This is a genomic window from Paraburkholderia sp., assembly GCF_047605525.1.
GTDB lineage: Bacteria > Pseudomonadota > Gammaproteobacteria > Burkholderiales > Burkholderiaceae > Paraburkholderia.
The window spans coordinates 93,231-111,655 of sequence record NZ_JASGFN010000020.1 but is presented as its reverse complement, the minus strand read 5'-3'; the positions used below and the strand labels follow the sequence as shown (position 1 = coordinate 111,655).

Here is an 18,425-nt window from a genome sequence, read left to right as displayed (position 1 = left end):
TATTGTTTCGAAATTGCATTTGCCACCCTCGGGAAAGGAAGAAAAATGAAAGGAATCGGTCTCACGTCCGCAGGCCTGTCGCCACGCGAAACAAGCAGAACTGCTGTCACCGGAGCGCGCAGCCGGATCCTGCCTGCGATGATCGCGATGCTGGCCCTGACCGTGCATGGGGTCAATGCGAGCGCCGCATCACCGGGCGTGATCAAGGCCATCGGCGTGGAGAACGAGTATGCCGACGTGATCTCGCAGATCGGTGGCAAGTATGTCCAGGTGACGGCGATCGAGACGGATCCGAACACCGATCCGCACACGTTCGAGGTCAATCCGAAGGTCGCTGGCGAGATTGCGGCGGCCGATCTCGTGGTCAAGAACGGCATCGGTTACGACGCGTGGGCGGACAAGATCATCGCGGCCGCACCGAACAGCAACCGCAAGGTAATTGACGTCCAGCACCTGCTCGGTCTGCCTGACAACACGCCAAACCCGCACCTGTGGTACGACCCGAAGACGATGCCGGCGGTCGCAAAACAGGTGGCAGCGGATCTTTCCGCATTGAATCCCGCGGAGGCGAGCTACTTCCAGGCAAACGAGAAGAAGTTCGATGCATCGCTCAAACCCTGGCTTGAGGCGATCGCCGCATTCAAGGCCCACCATCCGGGTACGCCTCTCGCGGTCACGGAGCCCGTCGCGGATTACATGCTGGAGGCGGCAGGCGCGGACATCCAGACACCGTACAGCATGCAGGCGGCGATCATGAACGGCACCGACCCGTCGCCGCAGGACGTGACGAAGCAGAATGCGCTGTTCACGGACCACAAGGTGAAGGTGTTCGTCTACAACCAGCAGGTCACTGACGCGCTCACGCAGTCGTTCCTTGCGCTGGCGAAGAAGAACGGCATCCCGGTGGTGGGCGTCTACGAGACCATGCCGACGCCGGGCTTCACGTACCAGTCGTGGATGGTGGCGGAAGTCAACGCGCTGGACAGGGCAGTGACAGGCAAGGTTTCGACCGAAGTGCTGCGCGCGGGGAAGTAGTGCAATGTGTCACGGGAGTGAGGTGCTGGGCGTCGAGGGGGTAAGTGTCTCGTTCCCGGGGCATACCGTTCTGCACGAGGTAGGCTTCACTGTGCAGGCGGGCCAGTTCTGCGGTCTGATCGGCTCGAACGGATCGGGCAAGACGACGCTGCTGCGTACGATCCTCGGATTCCAGAAGCCCGATGCGGGCCGTATCCGCGTCAACGGAGCAAGCGGCCCGGCCTCCATCGGCTATGTGCCGCAGAAGATCCTGCTGGATCCGTACCTGCCCCTGCGAGCCCGCGATCTGGTTTCGCTCGGACTGGACGGGTGCCGCCTCGGCCTGCCGTTTCCTTCGAGGAAGCGGTGGGCGGCGGTCGACGCCATGCTCAACGCAGTAGAGGCGGAGCCTTTCGCCGACCAGCGCATCGGTGACCTGTCGGGCGGCCAGCAGCAACGGGTGCTCATTGCGCACGCGCTGATCCGCAGGCCCAGCCTGCTGCTGCTCGATGAGCCGCTTGCGAATCTCGATGTGCGCAGCGTCGCCGGTATCGTCGCGCTGCTGCACCGGCTGTGCGTCGAGCAGGGGATTGCCGTACTGCTGTCGGCCCACGACATGAATCCGCTGCTGCCGGTGATGGACCGCATCGTGTATCTCGCCAACGGGCACGCCGCGAGCGGTTCGACGGAAGCGGTCGTGCGCAGCGAAGTGCTGGGCAGGCTGTACGGCTACCACATCGACGTCATCCGCGTGCACGGTCGCGTGCTGGTCATTGCCGCCGGCAGTCCGGATGACAGCAGGCCATTGCACTCGCACGACCCAATGCATGTCGCGCGGGTTCCGTGATGGTTATGAACATTCCACTCGAAGCGATCGTCGGGCCGGGTTTCCTGACCAGCGAGCCGGTGCATACGGCGATGGTGGTCGGAGGCGGCGCAGCACTCGTGTCCGCCGTCATCGGCGTCTTTACGGTGATGCGTGGACAGTCCTTCGCCGGACACGCGTTGGCCGACGTGAGCAGCGCGGGTGGCGCGGCATCGTTCCTCCTCGGCATCAATCCGCTGCTGGGTTTTCTGGTGATGGCGGTGCTTGCGGCCGTCGGCATGGAGATGATCCGCATCCGTCGTGCGCGGGAGCGCGACCTCGTGACCGGAGTCGTGCTCGGTGCGGGCCTGGGACTGGCCGCGCTCTTCCTCTATCTCGACGTCACGTCGCATAGCACGACGGGCGCCGCCATCACGGTCATGTTCGGCTCGATGTTCGCGATTCCCGCGTCGATCGTTCCGCCCGCGCTTGCTGTCGGCGCCGGTTCGCTCATCCTGATTGCCGCGCTCTACCGTCCGCTGCTGCTCAGCTCCCTTGACCCCGAGCTTGCAGCGGTCCAGGGGGTACGCGTTCGCCTCGTGGGACTGCTGCATCTGCTCGCGCTGGCGCTCGCGGTTTCGCTCTCCGCCATCACGGTGGGCGCCATCCTGTCGACGGCGCTCCTGATCGGGCCGGCCGCGATCGCGCTGCGCATCGCGAAGCGGCCAGCGCGGGCAGTCCTGCTGTCCGCGCTGATTGGCGTGCTCGTGACCTGGACCGGGATTCTTCTTGCCTGGGACAGCTACTACTGGACGCCGGGACATGGCTGGCCCGTGAGTTTCTTCGTGGTCACGCTCATCTTCGCGCTGTATGTCGCCGCGGGCTGGTGGCCGCGCAGCCCGGTACGCACACGCGACGTTGACGTTACGCTGGCCGCCCCCGAACGAGGGGGGCTTTGACGATGTTTGCAACTTTCATGGTCAACACCTGGCTCGTTGCGACGATCGTGGCCGTGATCGCGGGCCTGGTGGGTTTCTTTGTAGTGGTCCGGGGCGCCTCCTTCGCGGCTCATGCGTTGCCGCTCGGCACGTTTCCGGGAGCGGCCGCGGCGAGCCTGCTGGGCGTGAATCCGCTCGCCGGACTGGTCGTCGCCGCCGCCGCCGGGGTAGTCGGAATCAGTTGGCTCGGACGTCGTGGCCGTCATGAAGTGGCGACGGCGCTGTGTCTCGTGATGCTGCTAGGCCTGGGCGCGCTGTTTCTGAGCATGACGACGGAATATTCGCAGGCGGTCTACGCGCTGCTCTTCGGCGAAGTGCTCGGGGTGAGCGACAGCGATCTCGTGTCGGTCGCGATCATCAGCGCCGCGTGCATGCTGCTCATCGCGCTGCTGTTTCGCCCGCTGCTGCTCGGGTCCGTGTCCGCGGAACTGCTCGAGGCGCAGCGGGTGTCGAGCCGGCACGTGGAGTTCGCGTTTCTCGCCATCCTGGCACTTGCCACGGCCATGGTGTTGCCGGTAGTGGGCGCGCTGCTGGTTTTCAGCCTGATGGTCGGCCCCGCCTGTGCCGCACGTTCGCTGAGCAGTCGGCCTGGGCCGGCGGTGTTCCTCTCGGTCGTGTTTTCGCTCCTGACCGTATGGGCTGCCATTGCGCTGTCGTATGTCTCGGACTGGCCCGTCGGATTTTTTGTGGGCACTATCGGGGCACTGCTGTACAGCCTCGGCTGGGCGTGGAGGCGGCCGCGAAAGCAACGCCCGGCTGTCCATGCTGCTGTTCGATAGCAGTATTTTCTATGTTCCCCGAAGATGTCGCGCAGATTTACGGATCATGGGTTCAGCGCGACAGTGCATGCGAAGACTGATGGTCGCCATGACAGTCGTTCTCCATTGTCTGAAGGCGTGGATCGCCTGACCTATGGGACACGTGGTTGAAGAAACTCGTGGTCAGCAGGGCCTGGACCCTGCTCCTTACGTGGAGACGAGGCTTGCGCTGGCCCGGGTGCGCTGCGAACAGCGTGGAGTCCGGCTCACGCCGCTGCGCGCCGCGGTGCTGGAGGTTCTTCTGCGGCAGGAGAAGTTTGTCACGGCGTACGAACTGGTGGACAGGTTGCGCAAGCGCAACCAGGTCGTGCCTCCCATGACGGTCTACCGTGTACTCGACTTCCTGATTGCACAGGGCCTCGTCCACCGTCTCGATACCGTGAACGGATATATCCCGGTGCGTGACGTCCCGGACAGCGGGCGTTATATGGTCACCATCTGTACGCGGTGCGCAAAGGTCCGCGAGGTCGACACAACGGTCCTCGGTATCCAGTTGGACGAGGAACTGGCCCGCGCCGGTCTGACACGCGACAGCAGCGTCGTCGAGGTCCGGGTGATCTGCGACAGATGTCGCTCATGACGCGTTGCCCAATCATTCGACGTTGAAATGGACCCGGTGGCGTCCCGATCCAGATGCCGTTTGTACGCCTGAGCGCGTGATGCAGCTCTATGACGCTCACATTGAGTCGGTTTCATTCAGGACGTTCAGTGAGTCCAGAAGCAGGGTTGACCGCCTGATCCGCGTCGAGATTCCGCAAAAGGCTGCCGCCGTGAAGTGACGCAAGCGAGCTGCAGGTATATGAAGCTGCGGCTCATTAGAAGACTCGGTGGCCCTCCAGCCGTCATTTCCAGTACTGCAGAACCGCGTAGGCGGTACTCCTTTCCCCGTTATGAGATCGGGCCAGCCAGCAGAAGGTACTCGCACTGGTGGTCTGCATCAGGAAATCGGCGTTCCGTTGAGCACATTAAAGAGTTTGTGCCCGGTCACGCAACACGCGCTTAAGCCAGCGACAAAATTCGCGTGCGGCCTCCACATGCCTGCTTTGCGCATTCACATACGCGACATATGTAGCCCCTGATGCGACTTCTTCGTCATCGGCAAGGACTAGCGTACCGTTGTCGAGTTGATCCTGCACAATGATGCGCGGCACAATCAGCAGCCCCGCGCCTCCGATCGCTGCAGCTACTGCAAGAAAGAGATGGTCGTATACGGCGCCGACATGTAGCAGTTCCGTTGGGATGTCCTTCGCAACGGCCCATACAGGGATGGCGTCAGGCCTTGATCTGGCGGCAATCAGAGGCCAACGGTGCAAAGCGCGTGCACGATGAGTAGCCACCACCACGGGTGAGCCAACGCACACGAGTTGCTCCTGGATCAGTTCCCAGCTTTCTGTCCCGGGCAAGGTCAGATCCCGGGTGATCAATACATCAAATTCTTCCTGAGGCTGCGGAGGCGAGAGCGACGTGATCAGATCGACCTGCACTGGGTGGGTTGCACTGAATGCCCCTAGTGCCGGCACGACGACTGTCATGGCAAAGCTCGGCATTGATGTTCTGACCATAAGCCGATCGTGAGTATGTTGGCCTTGCACCAGTTGCTGGGTCGCCAGTTCGATGGTCGAAACCGCATCCCTCACTGCTTCGTAAAACTGAGATCCGGACGGAGTGAGCGAGACGTTTGGACCTTTGCGCTCGAACAGCGCTTGCGCAGCGACGGCCTCAAGCGTAGCGACATGCCTGCTGACGGCGCTTTGCGTAATCCCTAGCGCGGCCGCCGCGCGCGTGAAGTTTCCATACCTGCCCACCGTTGCGAAAACACGGATCGCCACCATTGGAATGCTGTTTTTCTTAACCATGAGTAAAAATCATTATAGACCGCAAGAAATCAGATAGTGAGGGGACACCGTCATGTTATCGTCATTTTTGAAAACATAGTATTAGCCGGTACTTTTTCCCAACGGCAAGGAGACAGCAAAATGTTGAAACGGGTGTTTTTAGTATGTGTGTTGCTCATGATACCGCTGGTTTGTGCGGAGGCCTTCGCGTCGGATGTGGTGCTCTATTCGTCCAATGATGTCCAGACAGTAAGTAGCGTTGTCGATCAGTTTGAGAAGCAGAACCCAGACATCCGGGTCTCGGTCGTGCGCGCAGGAACAGGCGCGCTCATGCAGCGCGTCAAGGCGGAAGCGGGCAACCCGTTGGGCGATATCTTCTGGTCCGGTGGTTTGTCAACGATCGGAGTTTTTGCTGACCAGTTGCAGCCGTACCACTCTCCGGAAGAAAGCGCCGTCCCCGCGCAGTACCGCGGCCCTAACGGACTGTGGTTGGGTACGAACACTCATGTGATCGTGTTAATGGCCAACACGCGGCAAGTCCCTGATGGTCAATTGCCGAAAGGCTGGGCCGATCTGGCCAGCTCGAAGTGGAAGGGCAAGATCGTTATTCCTGATCCGCAGTTCAGCAGCGCCTCCTATGTCGCTCTCTATGGCCTGAGGAAACTCCTTGGCGACGCAGTCTACGCACAGATTGTCCACAACTCGGTAATCGTGGGTACCACTTCTGCAGCGTACCAGGGCGTAGCCGACGGCGAATTTGCAGTGGCCGTGACTATGGAATATGCCGCCTACCAGTATGTGGCTGGCGGGCTCAAGGACGTCAAGCTGGTTTACCCAGTCGAAGGGACTTTCCTGTCACCCGAGGGGATGGCTCTGATCAAAGGTGGAAAGCACCCGACGGAAGCACGCAAACTCTATGACTTCCTCGCGTCGAAAGCCGTCCAGATTGAGATTTTCAAAAGCGCTTTTCGCCGCCCCCTGCGTACGGACATCGATGTAAGCACGCTGTCCAGTCTGCCCGCGCTCAAGAGCATCAAGGTTATCCCGTTGGACGACAACCAGATGGAAGCGGAACGTACTGCGTTCCTCACGCAATGGCGCCAGCTTGTGTCTTCCAATTAATACGACTGCGGGGCTAGAGATCAAAATGCAGGTTTCATTCGAAGGAATCGATCAAAGCTACGGCGGTCAAGCTCTGTTCCGCCAGCTCGATCTTGTTATCCCGAGTGGTCAGTTTTTTACGCTGCTCGGACCCTCGGGGTGCGGGAAAACGACTCTGCTGCGCATGCTTGCTGGATTCGTGCGGCCGGACCGCGGTCGCGTGCTGTTTGGTGAGAAGGACGTCACCGCTGTGCCGGTGCATCGTCGCAGTGTAGGCATCGTTTTCCAGGACTATGCACTGTTTCCCGACCGCTCCGTTCTTGCAAACGTTGCCTACGGCCTTCTGGCGCGTAGCGTTCCCAAAGCCGAGGCGGCTGATCGAGCCATTGCGATGCTCAAACGCGTGGGCCTTGAGGCATTCGTTGACCGTGCGCCTGCCGCGCTCTCCGGTGGCCAGCGTCAGCGTGTAGCAATGGCCCGCGCATTGGTCATCGAACCAAAACTACTTCTGCTCGACGAACCGCTCTCGGCACTGGATGTCAAGCTGCGGCTCGAATTGCGCGGCATGATTAGAGAACTGCAGATCGAAGCAGGAATTACCACCGTGTTCGTCACGCACGATCAGGAGGAAGCGCTGGCGATGTCCGATCAGATTGCGGTGATGGATCGAGGGCAAGTGGTGCAGATCGGTCCGCCACAGGAAATCTACACGAAACCCCGAACTGCCTTCGCAGCCGATTTCGTTGGCAACGCAAATCTTATTCCGATCGATCGAGAACTGTCAGCCAATGGAGACGGGTTGCGCCGGCTCGAAACGCCTGTCGGAATTTTGCTGACGAAAAGTGATGCACCCTGGACCTCAGGGGCATCGTTGGCCGTGCGCGGATCGGAGATTTCGGTGGCGGACCACGCTCCTCTCCAGGAGGGGGAACTGCCCGGCGTGATCGAGCACGTCGAATACCGGGGTAGCACGGTTGGCTACACGATACAAACCACCATTGGTCCGATCCGTGTGGACAGTTGGGCAGCCCAGCATGCACTCATACGCCGCCGCGGCGATGCCGTAGTGCTGAAACTGCCGCACACTGCGCATATCGTGGAGGGTCACGCATGTTAGGCACATTACGCCGCGACCCAATCTGGCTGGCGCTTGCAATCCTGTCCCTCGGAACGCTTGGCATTTTCCTCCTTTGGCCGCTGGGCACGATGCTCGGCAAATCGCTCATTGATTCCAACGGCTCTGTCAGTTTGAGGGGCTATATGCGATTTTTTTCGGACCACTCTTATCGCGAAGCTTTCTTCAATACGTTAATCTTGGGTTTCACCGTCACGGTTTGTTCGATGCTTGTCGGTGGGGGGCTCGCCGTTGTCGTGGCGCGGTGCAAATTCCCATTCGCCGGCATCGTCTCAGCGCTTCCGCTAATTACGCTGGTCGTTCCGGATGTGGTGGTCGCCGCGGCTTGGGTACTGGTCTTGGGTAGGCAGGGGTTCGTCAACGCACTACTTATGCCATTCGGCATCGAATTACCGTCCCTCTATTCCTGGTGGGGACTGGTGTTTGTGATGACGCTCAACAACTATGTCTACGCATTCGTGGCCGTACTCGTTGGGTTGAAATCCATGGACCGCAACCTCGAGGAAGCCGCACTAAGTCTGGGACGGCCTATGGGGCGCGTGATCCGAGGCATCACATTACCGATGTTACTGCCGTCGATTTTTGCTGGCGCGATGATCGTCTTCACTCATGTGATCGGTAGTTTTGGGGTGCCTGCCATTATCGGAGCTCGAACGCCGGTACTGGCAGTCAAGGCCTACAACGAATTTGTCAGCGAGATGGGCGGCAACGCCCAGATGCAGACAACGATGGCATCCCTTCTGGTTTTTTTGGGAGCGGGTGTCCTGTTGATCCAGAAGCTGGTCGTAGAACGTCGTCAATTCCAGATGGAGTCAGGGCGCGAGCCGATGGCTTTGCCGATCACGGGTTGGCGCGCGGGGGCAGCAACGTTTAGCGTGTTTCTCATCGTTGCACTATCGATGCTGCCCGCTGTCGTCGTGATCGTTACTGCCTTTACACCATCATTTGGACCCGTGTTGCGGTATGGCCATTTCACGCTGGACAACATGGAGCACGTACTATTTCGAGCTCCGGAGCCGCTGTACCACTCCCTGCTTCTCGCAACCGTTGCGACGATCGCAGGCACCTTGTTTGCGATCGCGACAGCCTATCTCATCGTCAAAAGGCGCTCGTCACTTACCCATACGCTGGATGTCCTGGTCACGTTGCCGCTGACCATCGCGGGCACGGTACTGGGCATTGCGTTGACGAACACCTTCGGTAGTGGATGGCTTGTCCTGACGGGAAGCTGGATCATCATGGCGCTTGCTTACTTTTTGCGTCGTGTACCCACCAGCGTACGTGCCGCAGTTGGTCCGCTTCACAATCTTAAAGATTCCATTGAAGAAGCATCAATGAGCCTTGGTGTGAGTCCGATCAGGAGTTTTTTCAAGGTTGTACTGCCAGTGATCGGTCCTTCGGTTGCTGCCGCGGCGGTATTGATGTGGGTTACCACCTTGTCGGAGTTGTCAGCCACTATCGTTCTGTACTTTGGCGGCATGAGCACAATGCCAATCGAAATCTTTCAACAGGTCGATAGCGACCGTCTGGCGCTCGCGTGCGCCTACAGTCTTCTTCTGCTACTGACCATCTTCATTCCTTTGGCCATCGCCAGATGGAAACTGCGCCTCAGAATAGGGACCATTGAATGACCACCACCGCACAAACGTTTCTGGCGCAGCGCGTACTAGGAGCCAAGCCCTCCGCAACGAAGGAGATGACCCGCCTTGCCAACCAGCTCAAGCGGCAAGGAAAAGATGTCATCGCGCTCAGCCAGGGCGAACCAGATTTTCCGACTCCGGAACACATACGCGAAGCTGCGAAGTCGGCCATCGATCGCAACGAGTCCCGCTATACCGATGTCGCGGGCACGCTCGGTCTGCGCGAAGCAGTCGTGCGCAAATTTCATCGCGACAACGGTTTAAATTACAGCCCTGACCAGATTCAAGTGGGTTGTGGGGCGAAACAGTTGCTCTATAACGCCTTGCAGGCGACGATCGATCCGGGCGACGAAGTCGTGATACCTACGCCGGCCTGGGTGTCATATCCTGAAATGGTGTTGCTCGCGGGAGGTCAACCAGTCATCGTGCGCTGTGGTGCATCCACCGGCTTCAAGATAACGCCTGCGCAGTTGGAAGAGGCTATTACGTCGAAAACGAAATGGTTGATGCTGAACTCGCCTTCCAATCCGAGTGGAGCGGTCTACAGCCGGGAGGAACTGAGGGCACTGGGCGAAGTGTTACTGCGGCATCCTCATGTATGGGTTATGGCCGATGATATCTATGAAAAAATTCGCTACGAGGAAGCGCCATTTGCAACGCCTGCCGCAGTTACTCCTGAATTGGCAACCCGAACACTCACGATTAACGGAGTGTCCAAAGCCTATGCAATGACGGGCTGGCGCGTAGGTTTTGGTGCAGGGCCACTGGAGTTGATCAAAGCGATGAATCTTGTGCAGTCACAGTCGACCTCCCACACCAGTTCGATCAGCCAGGCTGCCTCAATAGCGGCACTGGATGGCCCCATGGGTTTTCTCGATGACTTTGTCGGAAATTTTCGTCGGCGGCGCGACAACGTTGTTGGCACATTGCGGGCCATAGAAGGATTGACCTGTGACTTGCCTCCGGGTGCCTTCTACGCATTCCCCGGATGTCATGGTCTGCTGGGAAGCAGAGATCCGTCTGGAAGTCTGATCGCAACGGACACCGATCTTGCGATGTACATTCTGCGCACCGCAGGTGTCGCTGTCGTTCCGGGTACCGCGTTTGAACTTCCGGGTCATTTCCGCGTGTCTTATGCCGCCTCAGATGCAGATCTGCAAGAAGCCATGAATCGTATCGCGACTGCATGCTCGGAACTGCGATAGAAACCTCGAATGCCAATGCGGCACGTCACTTAAATACTGAGAATCTAAATGACCAAGAATCAAACTCTTCGTAGAGCCCTCGCTGATGGGAAGCTCTTTACCGCTATGGCAGCACACAACCCACTGGCCGCCAAGCTGGCCGAAGAGGCTGGCTTTGGCGGGATCTGGGGTAGCGGCTTTGAGTTATCAGCGAGTTATGCCGTGCCGGACGCCAACATTCTCTCTTCGGGGACTCATCTCGAGATGATGCGAGCCATAGCATCGGTCGTATCCATTCCCCTGATCGCCGATATCGATACAGGCTTCGGCAACGCAGTCAACGTCAGCTATGTCGTGCCGCAATACGAGGCTGCAGAGGCTTCCGCTATCGTCATCGAGGATAAGACGTTTCCGAAAGATACCAGCTTGCGGGCCGATGGGCGCCAGGAATTGGTACGTATCGAAGAATTCCAGGGGAAAGTCGCCGCAGCGGTCGACGTACGCCGCGATGAGGACTTCATGGTAATTGCCCGGACGGAAGCGCTCATAGCAGGCCAAGGGCAGGCGGAGGCAATCAAGCGTGCCCTGGCATATGAAGAGGCAGGAGCGGATGCGATCCTGATTCACTCCAAGCAGAAGACGCCTGACGAAGTCCTCTCATTTATCAAGGCCTGGACAGGCGCGGTGCCTCTGGTGCTGGTTCCCACCGCGTACCCGGAATTAACGGAAGCAGACATTGAAGCCTTGGGAAAGGTCGGCATTGTTATTTACGGCAATCATGCGGTGCGAGCTGCCGTAGGAGCGATGCGAAGTGTGTTCGCGCAGATTCGCAAGGAGGGCGGCATCCGCGAAGTTGACAAGACGCTGCCATCGGTAAAGGAAATTATCGATTTGCAGGATGATGAATACATGCGTGGTGTTGAGGCGAAGTTTCTGCGCTAGCCCTCGCCGCCGTCGTGATGTTGAGGGCAACTGGGACATCTAATACCACTAAGTCTGGGTGATCTAACTATGGCCGTTGACGTTTTTTCTTTCTTTGGGGCGGCGGTGTCGCCACGTTGATTTCGAGCGAAACGAACGTTCTTGACCCCTGCGAGAACCGATGTAAAGCGAACCAACAATGTTGGGCAGTGATTCCATGATTGTTGAAGCGCGGCTGGACAATTCGAATCTTCTCTGTTGCGAATGGGTCTTCCTTATGCATGTAGTCGACGGTGCGGTCACCGCCGGCGTTCGTACCCGGTACACGTGTCATTGGGCGTTTCGTATGTCGTTCGCAGCGTCCGTAGTCGAAGACATCGTGGAGGGGCGATGCAGTTCAAGCGAGCCTATGTCGAAGTGCTTGTGTGGACCATCTCACCTGTTCAAGGGTAGCGGGCTGTCTTATTCGGGGTGGCGCTCTGGCCGTGCGTCTCTGACCTGCAATTCCCATTTTGCTCCTGGTTTTGCCATATAGCAGCGACACGCAGGCGGTTTGCCGGAATAGCCATGAAATTCCGGCAGTTTTGCCACTGTCGCGCCATTTTCTGATCTCCTAGACTTGGATCCTGACACGATCGGGCGAGTCTCCACGCGGCAAACCAATTAAAGCATCGCAATCATCGGCCTGCCGCCTTGCGCGTCTAACCACATCACGGGCGCCGCGCTGAAGGTTGACGGCGACTCACATTGGGCTGAATCGCGAACAGGAGGCAATCAGAATGGTTCATCGTTTTCGCAGGACATCGACTATCAGATGCTGGCTCGCGGCGTGCGCGCTGGCCTTCGTCGGGTCGCCGACGTGGGCGGCACCGGATATGGGACTGATTGAGCCGGGACAGATCACGGTGGCATTCACCGCGTATTTCCCGCCGATTTCGTCGATCGATGCGAAGGGAAACTTTGTCGGCTTCGACGTGGACATCATGCGCGCGGTCGCCGAAGACCTCGGTCTCAAGATCAACTACGTGAACGTCAAGACCGATGGCCTGTTTCCGGGCATCAGCGCAAAGCGCTACGACGTCGGGATGGGCGCACTCGTCGATACAAAGAAGCGCGAACAGTCGGTCGATCTGGTCGACTATCTGCAGGTGGGATCAGGTTTCATCGTATCCACTGGCAATCCGAAGAAGGTGAAGACCCTCGACGATCTGTGCGGCCTCACCGTCGCGTCGACCACCGGTGACATTGGGACGATGTATGCGCATGACCAGACCGAAAAATGCGTCGCACAGGGCAAGCCCGGGGTGACGGTCCGCGAGTTCCCCGAAGGTGCGCAGGCAATGCTGCAGCTCTATAGTGGACGCGCCGACGTGATGATTCACGGCTACCCCCTGTCGGTGTATCTGGTGCAGCAGTCCGATGGCCGGCTCGAAGTCGCGGGAGAGCAGTTCAACGTCGCGCCAGAAGGCATGGCGATCTTCAAGGGCAATGTTGCGCTGCGCAATGCGCTGATGACTGGTCTCGATCACATCATCGCGAACGGCAAGTATGCGGCGATTCTCGCGAAGTATCACATCAGTGAAGCAGCGCTGCCGCATGCGAGCTACAACCAGCCGAGGAGATAGTGCGACAGGCGGGAGGATGCTTCAACTGGAGAGACGTGACCAGCGCGAAGAACTTCCGTTCAGCTAGATCTATAGGAGCAGGAACGATGACAAAGAGCAGAATTATTGTCGATATCGATCTCGACAAAGAAGGTAAACAATCCGGCTACGCACGTTTGCCGCATTCTGTAAATCGGTCGGCCTATGGATGGCTGCCCATTCCGCTGGTGAGCATTAAAAATGGAAGCGGTAGCCGTGTGCTTTTGTTGGCGGGAGCGCATGGTGACGAATACGAAGGTCAGGTCGCGCTTTCCCGAATAGCGCAGCAAATCGAAGCGCAGATGATAACGGGGCAGCTGATCATCATGCCGATGGCCAATTATCCAGCAGCCGCGGCTGGCACCAGAGTGTCTCCGATCGACGGCGGCAATCTCAACCGGCTATATCCGGGGCGCGCAGACGGGTCCCCGACTGAAAAGATCGCGGACTTCATCGAGACTGAATTGATGACAAGGGTAGATCTTGTGATCGATCTTCACAGCGGTGGGACATCCCTGAACTACCTGCCCTCTATTATGCTTCCCAGGAGGTTGTCGGTTGACGATGAACTGGAGGCGCTCGTACGCGCTTTCGGCGCACCGTACGGAATTCTGTTCGGCACCCCACCACGCAGTGGCAACGCGTCGGAGGCTGCCTCCCGCAATAAAATCGTGCGGATCAGCACCGAACTGGGTGGTGGCGGAGGCCTCAACCGGACATATCGGGAGCTTGGTGAGGACGGTGTCAAGAGGATGCTGGCGCAGTTGAACGTTATTTCCGGCGAAGGCCTACCCAAGCCCGGAGAGACCACAATACTGGAAGCTGAGCCCGCGGGATTTGTGTTCGCCTCGAAAAATGGCATATTTGAAAGCGCAATCCGTCTCGGCAATCGTGTAGAGAGAGGAGACGTCGCCGGTCACATTTATTTCCCGCACGAACCCTTACGGGAGCCCGAAGTGGTGTATTTCGACGCTTCGGGCACCGTGGTGTGCGAGCGATCAATCGCCATGTGCGAAGTGGGCGACTGCCTAATGCACTTGGGTCGCTGACTCCCATCAGAAGCAAGGCGTCTGGTTCGAACACGATGCTCTGCGCTCACGCGATCTTCGTGGTGAAGACGACGGTGGAAACCACGCAAGCATCCCCGGTCTCATTCGGTGACGCGGGCTCCAGCGCTCGGTGCATTGCTATCATCGGCTTACACACCGCGTCCCGACTCATCCCGCCTCGCCGCGACCGATCGGGAACGCATGACGCGCGGACTCGTCATCCTCGGTACGTCCGCGCCGGTCGAAGCGCGTGGCCAGTATCACCCAGCTGCGTATTTTCTCGATACCTGGAATCTCCGCGACTTCGTCGAGCAACGCGTCGAGATCTTCAACGCGCGGTACTTCGAGCTGGCATACGAGGTTGAAGTCGCCATCGATCGACTGGCACAGCTTGATTTCGGGCAGCGTGCGCAGCCGGTCGACCACATCTTTCATCTTGCTGTTCGATAGCGCGATCATCACCATCGCTTCGGTATAGCTGTCGAACGGATTGCGCGCGAGGATCGCCGAATAGCCGACGATCGTCCCATTGTTCTCGAGCCGCGCCATCCGCTCCTGGATCGTTGTGCGTGCCACACCCAGCATGCTGGCCAGCGCGGTGGTCGTCTCGCGGGCGTTCGCTTGCAGCAGCGCAATCAACTGCCGATCGATTGCGTCGTTTGCTCGGCTCATAGGATTCCTTGCTGGGTTCTAACACGACGGCTGGCCTGTTTATCAAGGCTGCTCGTCCGCGTGGCTCAAACTGAACAATCGAGCTCAGGCGACTCCCGGTCAAGATGGCAGGCCGCTCAATTGAACGAAACGACGGTTGAGGCTGGCAGTTCGCCGGATAACGCGGCGGTTCCGGCAAGTTTGCCACTTCAATCGGCCAGGCGATAGTCCTACAATTTTTTCCAGCCGATCGAGACTTTGTGTCGCGCTTCATTCGCCGGTCGAGCCAGCGGCAAGCCTTCAGGCGTGCCCGTTCAACCCGCCAAGGATGATCATCTATGTATAGTAGTGAAAACAAATTTCGCTGGGCCCGGCGTGCCGCCGAAATAGTCGCCACACCTCACCGGATACCCGGCGACATGATTCGTCTTGGTGGCGGGCTGGCGTTTCCCGGTGAATTGCCAAACATCGTCGAAGAGGCCGCGGCGGCGGCCGCGATGCGCAGTGAAGGGTTGCAATACGGGCCGCTGTACGGACTCGATGATCTGCGTGACGCTGTTGTCGATTATCTCGCGCATGATGGCGTGACGGCCGGGCGCGACAATATTCTAATCGTGAACGGCGCGAAGCATGGTCTCGATCTCGCGTGCCGTGTCTTCATCGAACCGGGCGATGCGATCATCGTATCAGGTCCGACCTATATGACTGCGCTGGCGATCATGAAGACCCACGAGGTCGAGTTCATCGTCGTCGCGCAGGATGCGCAGGGGATGAAAGTCGACGAGCTGGAGTCGATGCTGGACGCGCGCCGGCGTCGTGGCGCCGCGCCGCCGAAGCTGTTGTTCGACGTACCTGACTTCCACAATCCGACAGGTATCACGTTGAGTGAAGCACGCCGTCGCCGCATCGTCGAACTGGCAGTCGAATATGGCTTCCGCATTCTCGAAGACGATCCATACCGGCGCGTGCGTTTCGAAGGTACACCGGTCGCACCGATCAAAACGTTCGACACTGGCGATTATGTGATCGGGCTCGGCACGGTATCGAAGATACTCGCTCCCGGGCTGCGGATTGGCTGGGTCAATGCGAGCCCCGAGATCGTGGGCCGCATGGCCGCGCAGAAATGCGATCACGGCACTAACCCGTTCGTGCAGCGCATCGTCGCGCAGCTCTTCATGAACGGCAAGGTCGACGAGCATATCGATCGCGTGAAGCAAACGCTGCGCGTGCATCGCGACACAATGGTCGCCGCAGTGCGCGAGCATCTGCCGGGCAGCATGGTCGAGGTGCCGCAGGGAGGCTATTTTCTGTGGGTCCGATTGCCGGATGACGTTGATGCTGATGCACTGGTGCGGCGTGCGGGCGAATTGAACGTCGAGGTGAATCCGGGCGGGCTCAGCTTTGCGGGTCCGACGCCCGGACAGTTCATCCGTCTCGCGTACAGCTTCTGCAACCCGGAGGAGATCCGTACCGGTATCGCGCGTCTCGGCGAGGCCTATCGTTCGATGCGCGCCGCGCAGCACGCGGCTTGAAGCGGAGAACTACACGATGAACGTACTGATCGATCTGGGCAGTGATACAGCCACGCGTCCGTCGCGCGAGATGCTTGCCTATATGGTGGCCGCGCCAGTGGGCGACGAGCAGCGGGGCGAGGATCCGACCGTCAACGCGCTGCAGGAGCGCGTCGCGGATCTGCTCGGCCAGGAGGCGGCGCTTTTCTTGCCGTCCGCGACTATGGCCAATGAAATTGCATTGAAAGTGCAGACGCAGCCGGGCGACGAAGTGATCGTGGATCACGAGTCACACTATGTGACGTCGGAGGCGGGTGGGCCAGCCTTCCTGTCGTCGGTGATGCTCCATCATGTGAACGGCGAGCGTGGAATTTTCACTGCACAGCAGTTCATCGCGGGCGTGCGCCGCCATGCGATTCATGCGCCGCGTACGCGGCTGGTGTGTGTCGAGCAGACCACTAATCGAGGCGGCGGCGCGGTGTGGTCGTTAGCGCAGTTGCAGGCGATCGTGGATAAAGCACGGGAGCGCGATATCCGCACGCACATGGACGGCTCGCGTCTGCTGAATGCGGTGGTCGCGTCCGGTGTCGATGCCGCCGCGCAAGCGGGTCCGTTCGATTCGGTCACGCTGTGTCTGTCGAAAGGACTCGGCTGTCCCGTCGGCGCGCTGCTCGCAGGTAGTCGCGATTTTATCGAAGAAGCGCGGCGCTACAAGCATATCTTTGGCGGCGCAATGCGTCAGGCAGGAGTGCTTGCAGCCGCGGGTCTGTATGCGCTCGATCACCACGTCGAGCCCCTCGCGGAAGATCACGATCTCGCGAAGTCGCTTGCACGACGGCTTGACGGCATTGCCGGTATCGACGTCGATCTGCGTGCGATCGAAACCAACATTGTGTATTTCGATGTCGCACGCAGCGGCATGAGCGGCACGGAACTGGTCGAGCGTCTCGGCGCGCGCGGCGTACGAATGGGCGCGTGGCCCGGCGAGACCCGCGTGCGTGCGGTCACGCATCGTGACGTGTCGGCGCAGCAGATTGTCGAAGTGGCGGCGACGGTCGCTGACGTGATCTCGGCATATCGCTGCGAAGGCGTGGTAGATCCGACCACGCTACGGATCTGAACGCGCTCACGCGATTAAGTGTGTTTAGGCTCAATTGGTTTCATCAAAAGCTCATTGCTGATTTCTTCACGGAAACCCGATATGAAAGTGCGCTTCATCGATTGCGGCCCAAACATTCGCGACCATTGGCTCGCGATCAAGCCGTCGTACCCCGTGCCAGTGGACGTCAACACCGAGCAGTCGCCTACGGATCTCGCTGGGCTGCTCACCGGCTACGATGTGTGCATTACCGATCACACTCGCCTCGATGCGGCATTGCTCGAAGGGTGCAGCCCCACACTTAAGCACATCGTCTACTTCGGCACCGGCGCGGCGAGCGTCGTCGATCTGCCGGTCGCGGAGCGGCTCGGCATCCAGGTGCACACGATCCGCAATTACGGAGATCGCACCGTCGCTGAACATACGATCGCGCTCCTGATGGCAGCGGCGCGACAGATTGGTGCACAGCATGCGTCGTTGCGTGCGGGGCGCTGGCTGAAGCTGCCCGGCATCGAATTGAAGGGCAAGACGCTTGGCATCGTCGGCTTGGGCGCTATTGGGCGTGAGGTCGCGTCGATCGGGTCCGCGCTGGGGCTCGACGTGCTCGGATGGAGTCGCAAGGGTCAGGAAGGGCCGCACTGGCGCAGCGTACCCCTCGACACGCTGCTGGCCGAAGCAGACATCGTTACACTGCACCTCGCGTTGAACGAGCACACGCATCACTTCTTGAACACCGCCCGGTTCGCGCAGATGAAGCCCGGCGCGATGCTCGTCAATACCGCTCGCGGCGCACTCGTCGACGAACACGCATTGCTTGCCGCGTTGCGCAGTGGCGCGGTCGGCCATGCGGCGCTCGACGTGTTCGAGCACGAACCGCTTGCCGCCGACAGCGTCTGGGTCGATGCGCCGAACGTAACGCTTACTGCGCATTGCGGCTATTGGACCACCAGCGCAACGCGCAACCAGGTGCGCATGGTGCTCGACATCGTGTCGAAGATAAACGCGTGAACGCGCGCTTCGT

At 59.4% G+C, this 18,425-nt stretch carries 17 protein-coding genes; 15 read left to right on the top strand and 2 right to left on the bottom strand.

The features are described 5' to 3' along the window. Positions 1-45: 45 nt before the first annotated feature. The 5 genes from QM685_RS26165 to QM685_RS26145 all read left to right on the top strand — a co-directional run bounded on the left by QM685_RS26165 (position 46) and on the right by QM685_RS26145 (position 4,215). Positions 46-1,035, top strand: coding sequence for a metal ABC transporter solute-binding protein, Zn/Mn family (locus QM685_RS26165; RefSeq protein WP_415120886.1), 990 nt, complete (start codon positions 46-48; stop codon positions 1,033-1,035). A 22-nt stretch (positions 1,036-1,057) separates the two neighbouring features. After that, positions 1,058-1,861, top strand: a complete 804-nt coding sequence (locus QM685_RS26160) for a metal ABC transporter ATP-binding protein (protein ID WP_415120884.1) — start codon at positions 1,058-1,060, stop codon at positions 1,859-1,861. Positions 1,862-1,866: 5 nt separating this feature from the next. Then, positions 1,867-2,778: a metal ABC transporter permease gene (locus QM685_RS26155; protein WP_415120882.1), complete on the top strand. Its 912-nt coding sequence runs from the start codon at positions 1,867-1,869 to the stop codon at positions 2,776-2,778. A gap of 2 nt (positions 2,779-2,780) precedes the next feature. Continuing rightward, the gene (locus tag QM685_RS26150) at positions 2,781-3,596 is read left to right on the top strand and encodes a metal ABC transporter permease (protein ID WP_415120880.1); all 816 of its coding nucleotides are present in this window, start codon (positions 2,781-2,783) and stop codon (positions 3,594-3,596) included. A 133-nt stretch (positions 3,597-3,729) separates the two neighbouring features. Next, positions 3,730-4,215: a Fur family transcriptional regulator gene (locus QM685_RS26145; RefSeq protein WP_415120878.1), complete on the top strand. Its 486-nt coding sequence runs from the start codon at positions 3,730-3,732 to the stop codon at positions 4,213-4,215. Between the two features lie 385 nt (positions 4,216-4,600). Here the strand turns inward: QM685_RS26145 and QM685_RS26140 are convergent, their stop codons facing one another. Then, positions 4,601-5,491 (bottom strand): LysR family transcriptional regulator, encoded by an 891-nt coding sequence (locus QM685_RS26140; protein WP_415120876.1) that lies wholly within the window; start codon positions 5,489-5,491, stop codon positions 4,601-4,603. A gap of 120 nt (positions 5,492-5,611) precedes the next feature. On the opposite strand from QM685_RS26140, the gene QM685_RS26135 reads away from it, so the two are divergent. The 7 genes from QM685_RS26135 (at position 5,612) to QM685_RS26105 (ending at position 14,143) form a co-directional block, all read left to right on the top strand. After that, complete coding sequence (locus tag QM685_RS26135; protein ID WP_415120874.1) at positions 5,612-6,592, top strand: ABC transporter substrate-binding protein; 981 nt, start codon at positions 5,612-5,614, stop codon at positions 6,590-6,592. A 25-nt stretch (positions 6,593-6,617) separates the two neighbouring features. After that, positions 6,618-7,688: an ABC transporter ATP-binding protein gene (locus QM685_RS26130; protein ID WP_415120872.1), complete on the top strand. Its 1,071-nt coding sequence runs from the start codon at positions 6,618-6,620 to the stop codon at positions 7,686-7,688. Continuing rightward, positions 7,682-9,337, top strand: coding sequence for an ABC transporter permease (locus QM685_RS26125; protein ID WP_415120870.1), 1,656 nt, complete (start codon positions 7,682-7,684; stop codon positions 9,335-9,337). Before QM685_RS26130 ends, QM685_RS26125 begins: the two co-directional genes overlap by 7 nt. Then, complete coding sequence (locus tag QM685_RS26120; RefSeq protein WP_415120868.1) at positions 9,334-10,551, top strand: pyridoxal phosphate-dependent aminotransferase; 1,218 nt, start codon at positions 9,334-9,336, stop codon at positions 10,549-10,551. The genes QM685_RS26125 and QM685_RS26120 overlap by 4 nt, the downstream gene beginning before the upstream one ends. A gap of 48 nt (positions 10,552-10,599) precedes the next feature. Then, positions 10,600-11,472, top strand: coding sequence for a phosphonopyruvate hydrolase (locus QM685_RS26115; RefSeq protein ID WP_415120866.1), 873 nt, complete (start codon positions 10,600-10,602; stop codon positions 11,470-11,472). Positions 11,473-12,326: 854 nt separating this feature from the next. After that, a complete protein-coding gene (locus QM685_RS26110; RefSeq protein ID WP_415120864.1) occupies positions 12,327-13,076 on the top strand; it encodes an ABC transporter substrate-binding protein in 750 nt (249 codons plus the stop codon). A gap of 86 nt (positions 13,077-13,162) precedes the next feature. Next, positions 13,163-14,143 carry a succinylglutamate desuccinylase/aspartoacylase family protein gene (locus tag QM685_RS26105; RefSeq protein WP_415120863.1) on the top strand — a complete coding sequence of 327 codons (981 nt, stop codon included), beginning with the start codon at positions 13,163-13,165 and terminating at the stop codon, positions 14,141-14,143. Between the two features lie 168 nt (positions 14,144-14,311). Here the strand turns inward: QM685_RS26105 and QM685_RS26100 are convergent, their stop codons facing one another. Then, positions 14,312-14,815, bottom strand: coding sequence for an Lrp/AsnC family transcriptional regulator (locus QM685_RS26100; RefSeq protein ID WP_415120861.1), 504 nt, complete (start codon positions 14,813-14,815; stop codon positions 14,312-14,314). 398 nt (positions 14,816-15,213) lie between these two features. Here QM685_RS26100 and QM685_RS26095 point away from each other — a divergent pair, with 398 nt between their 5' ends. From QM685_RS26095 to QM685_RS26085, 3 genes are all read left to right on the top strand, one after another. After that, entirely contained in the window at positions 15,214-16,326 is a 1,113-nt protein-coding gene (locus QM685_RS26095; protein WP_415120859.1) for a PLP-dependent aminotransferase family protein, read from the top strand. Positions 16,327-16,342: 16 nt separating this feature from the next. After that, on the top strand, positions 16,343-17,425 hold the full coding sequence (locus tag QM685_RS26090) for a threonine aldolase family protein (RefSeq protein ID WP_415120857.1): 1,083 nt from the start codon (positions 16,343-16,345) through the stop codon (positions 17,423-17,425). Between the two features lie 81 nt (positions 17,426-17,506). Continuing rightward, positions 17,507-18,412: a 2-hydroxyacid dehydrogenase gene (locus QM685_RS26085; RefSeq protein WP_415120855.1), complete on the top strand. Its 906-nt coding sequence runs from the start codon at positions 17,507-17,509 to the stop codon at positions 18,410-18,412. The last annotated feature ends 13 nt before the right edge of the window (positions 18,413-18,425 follow it).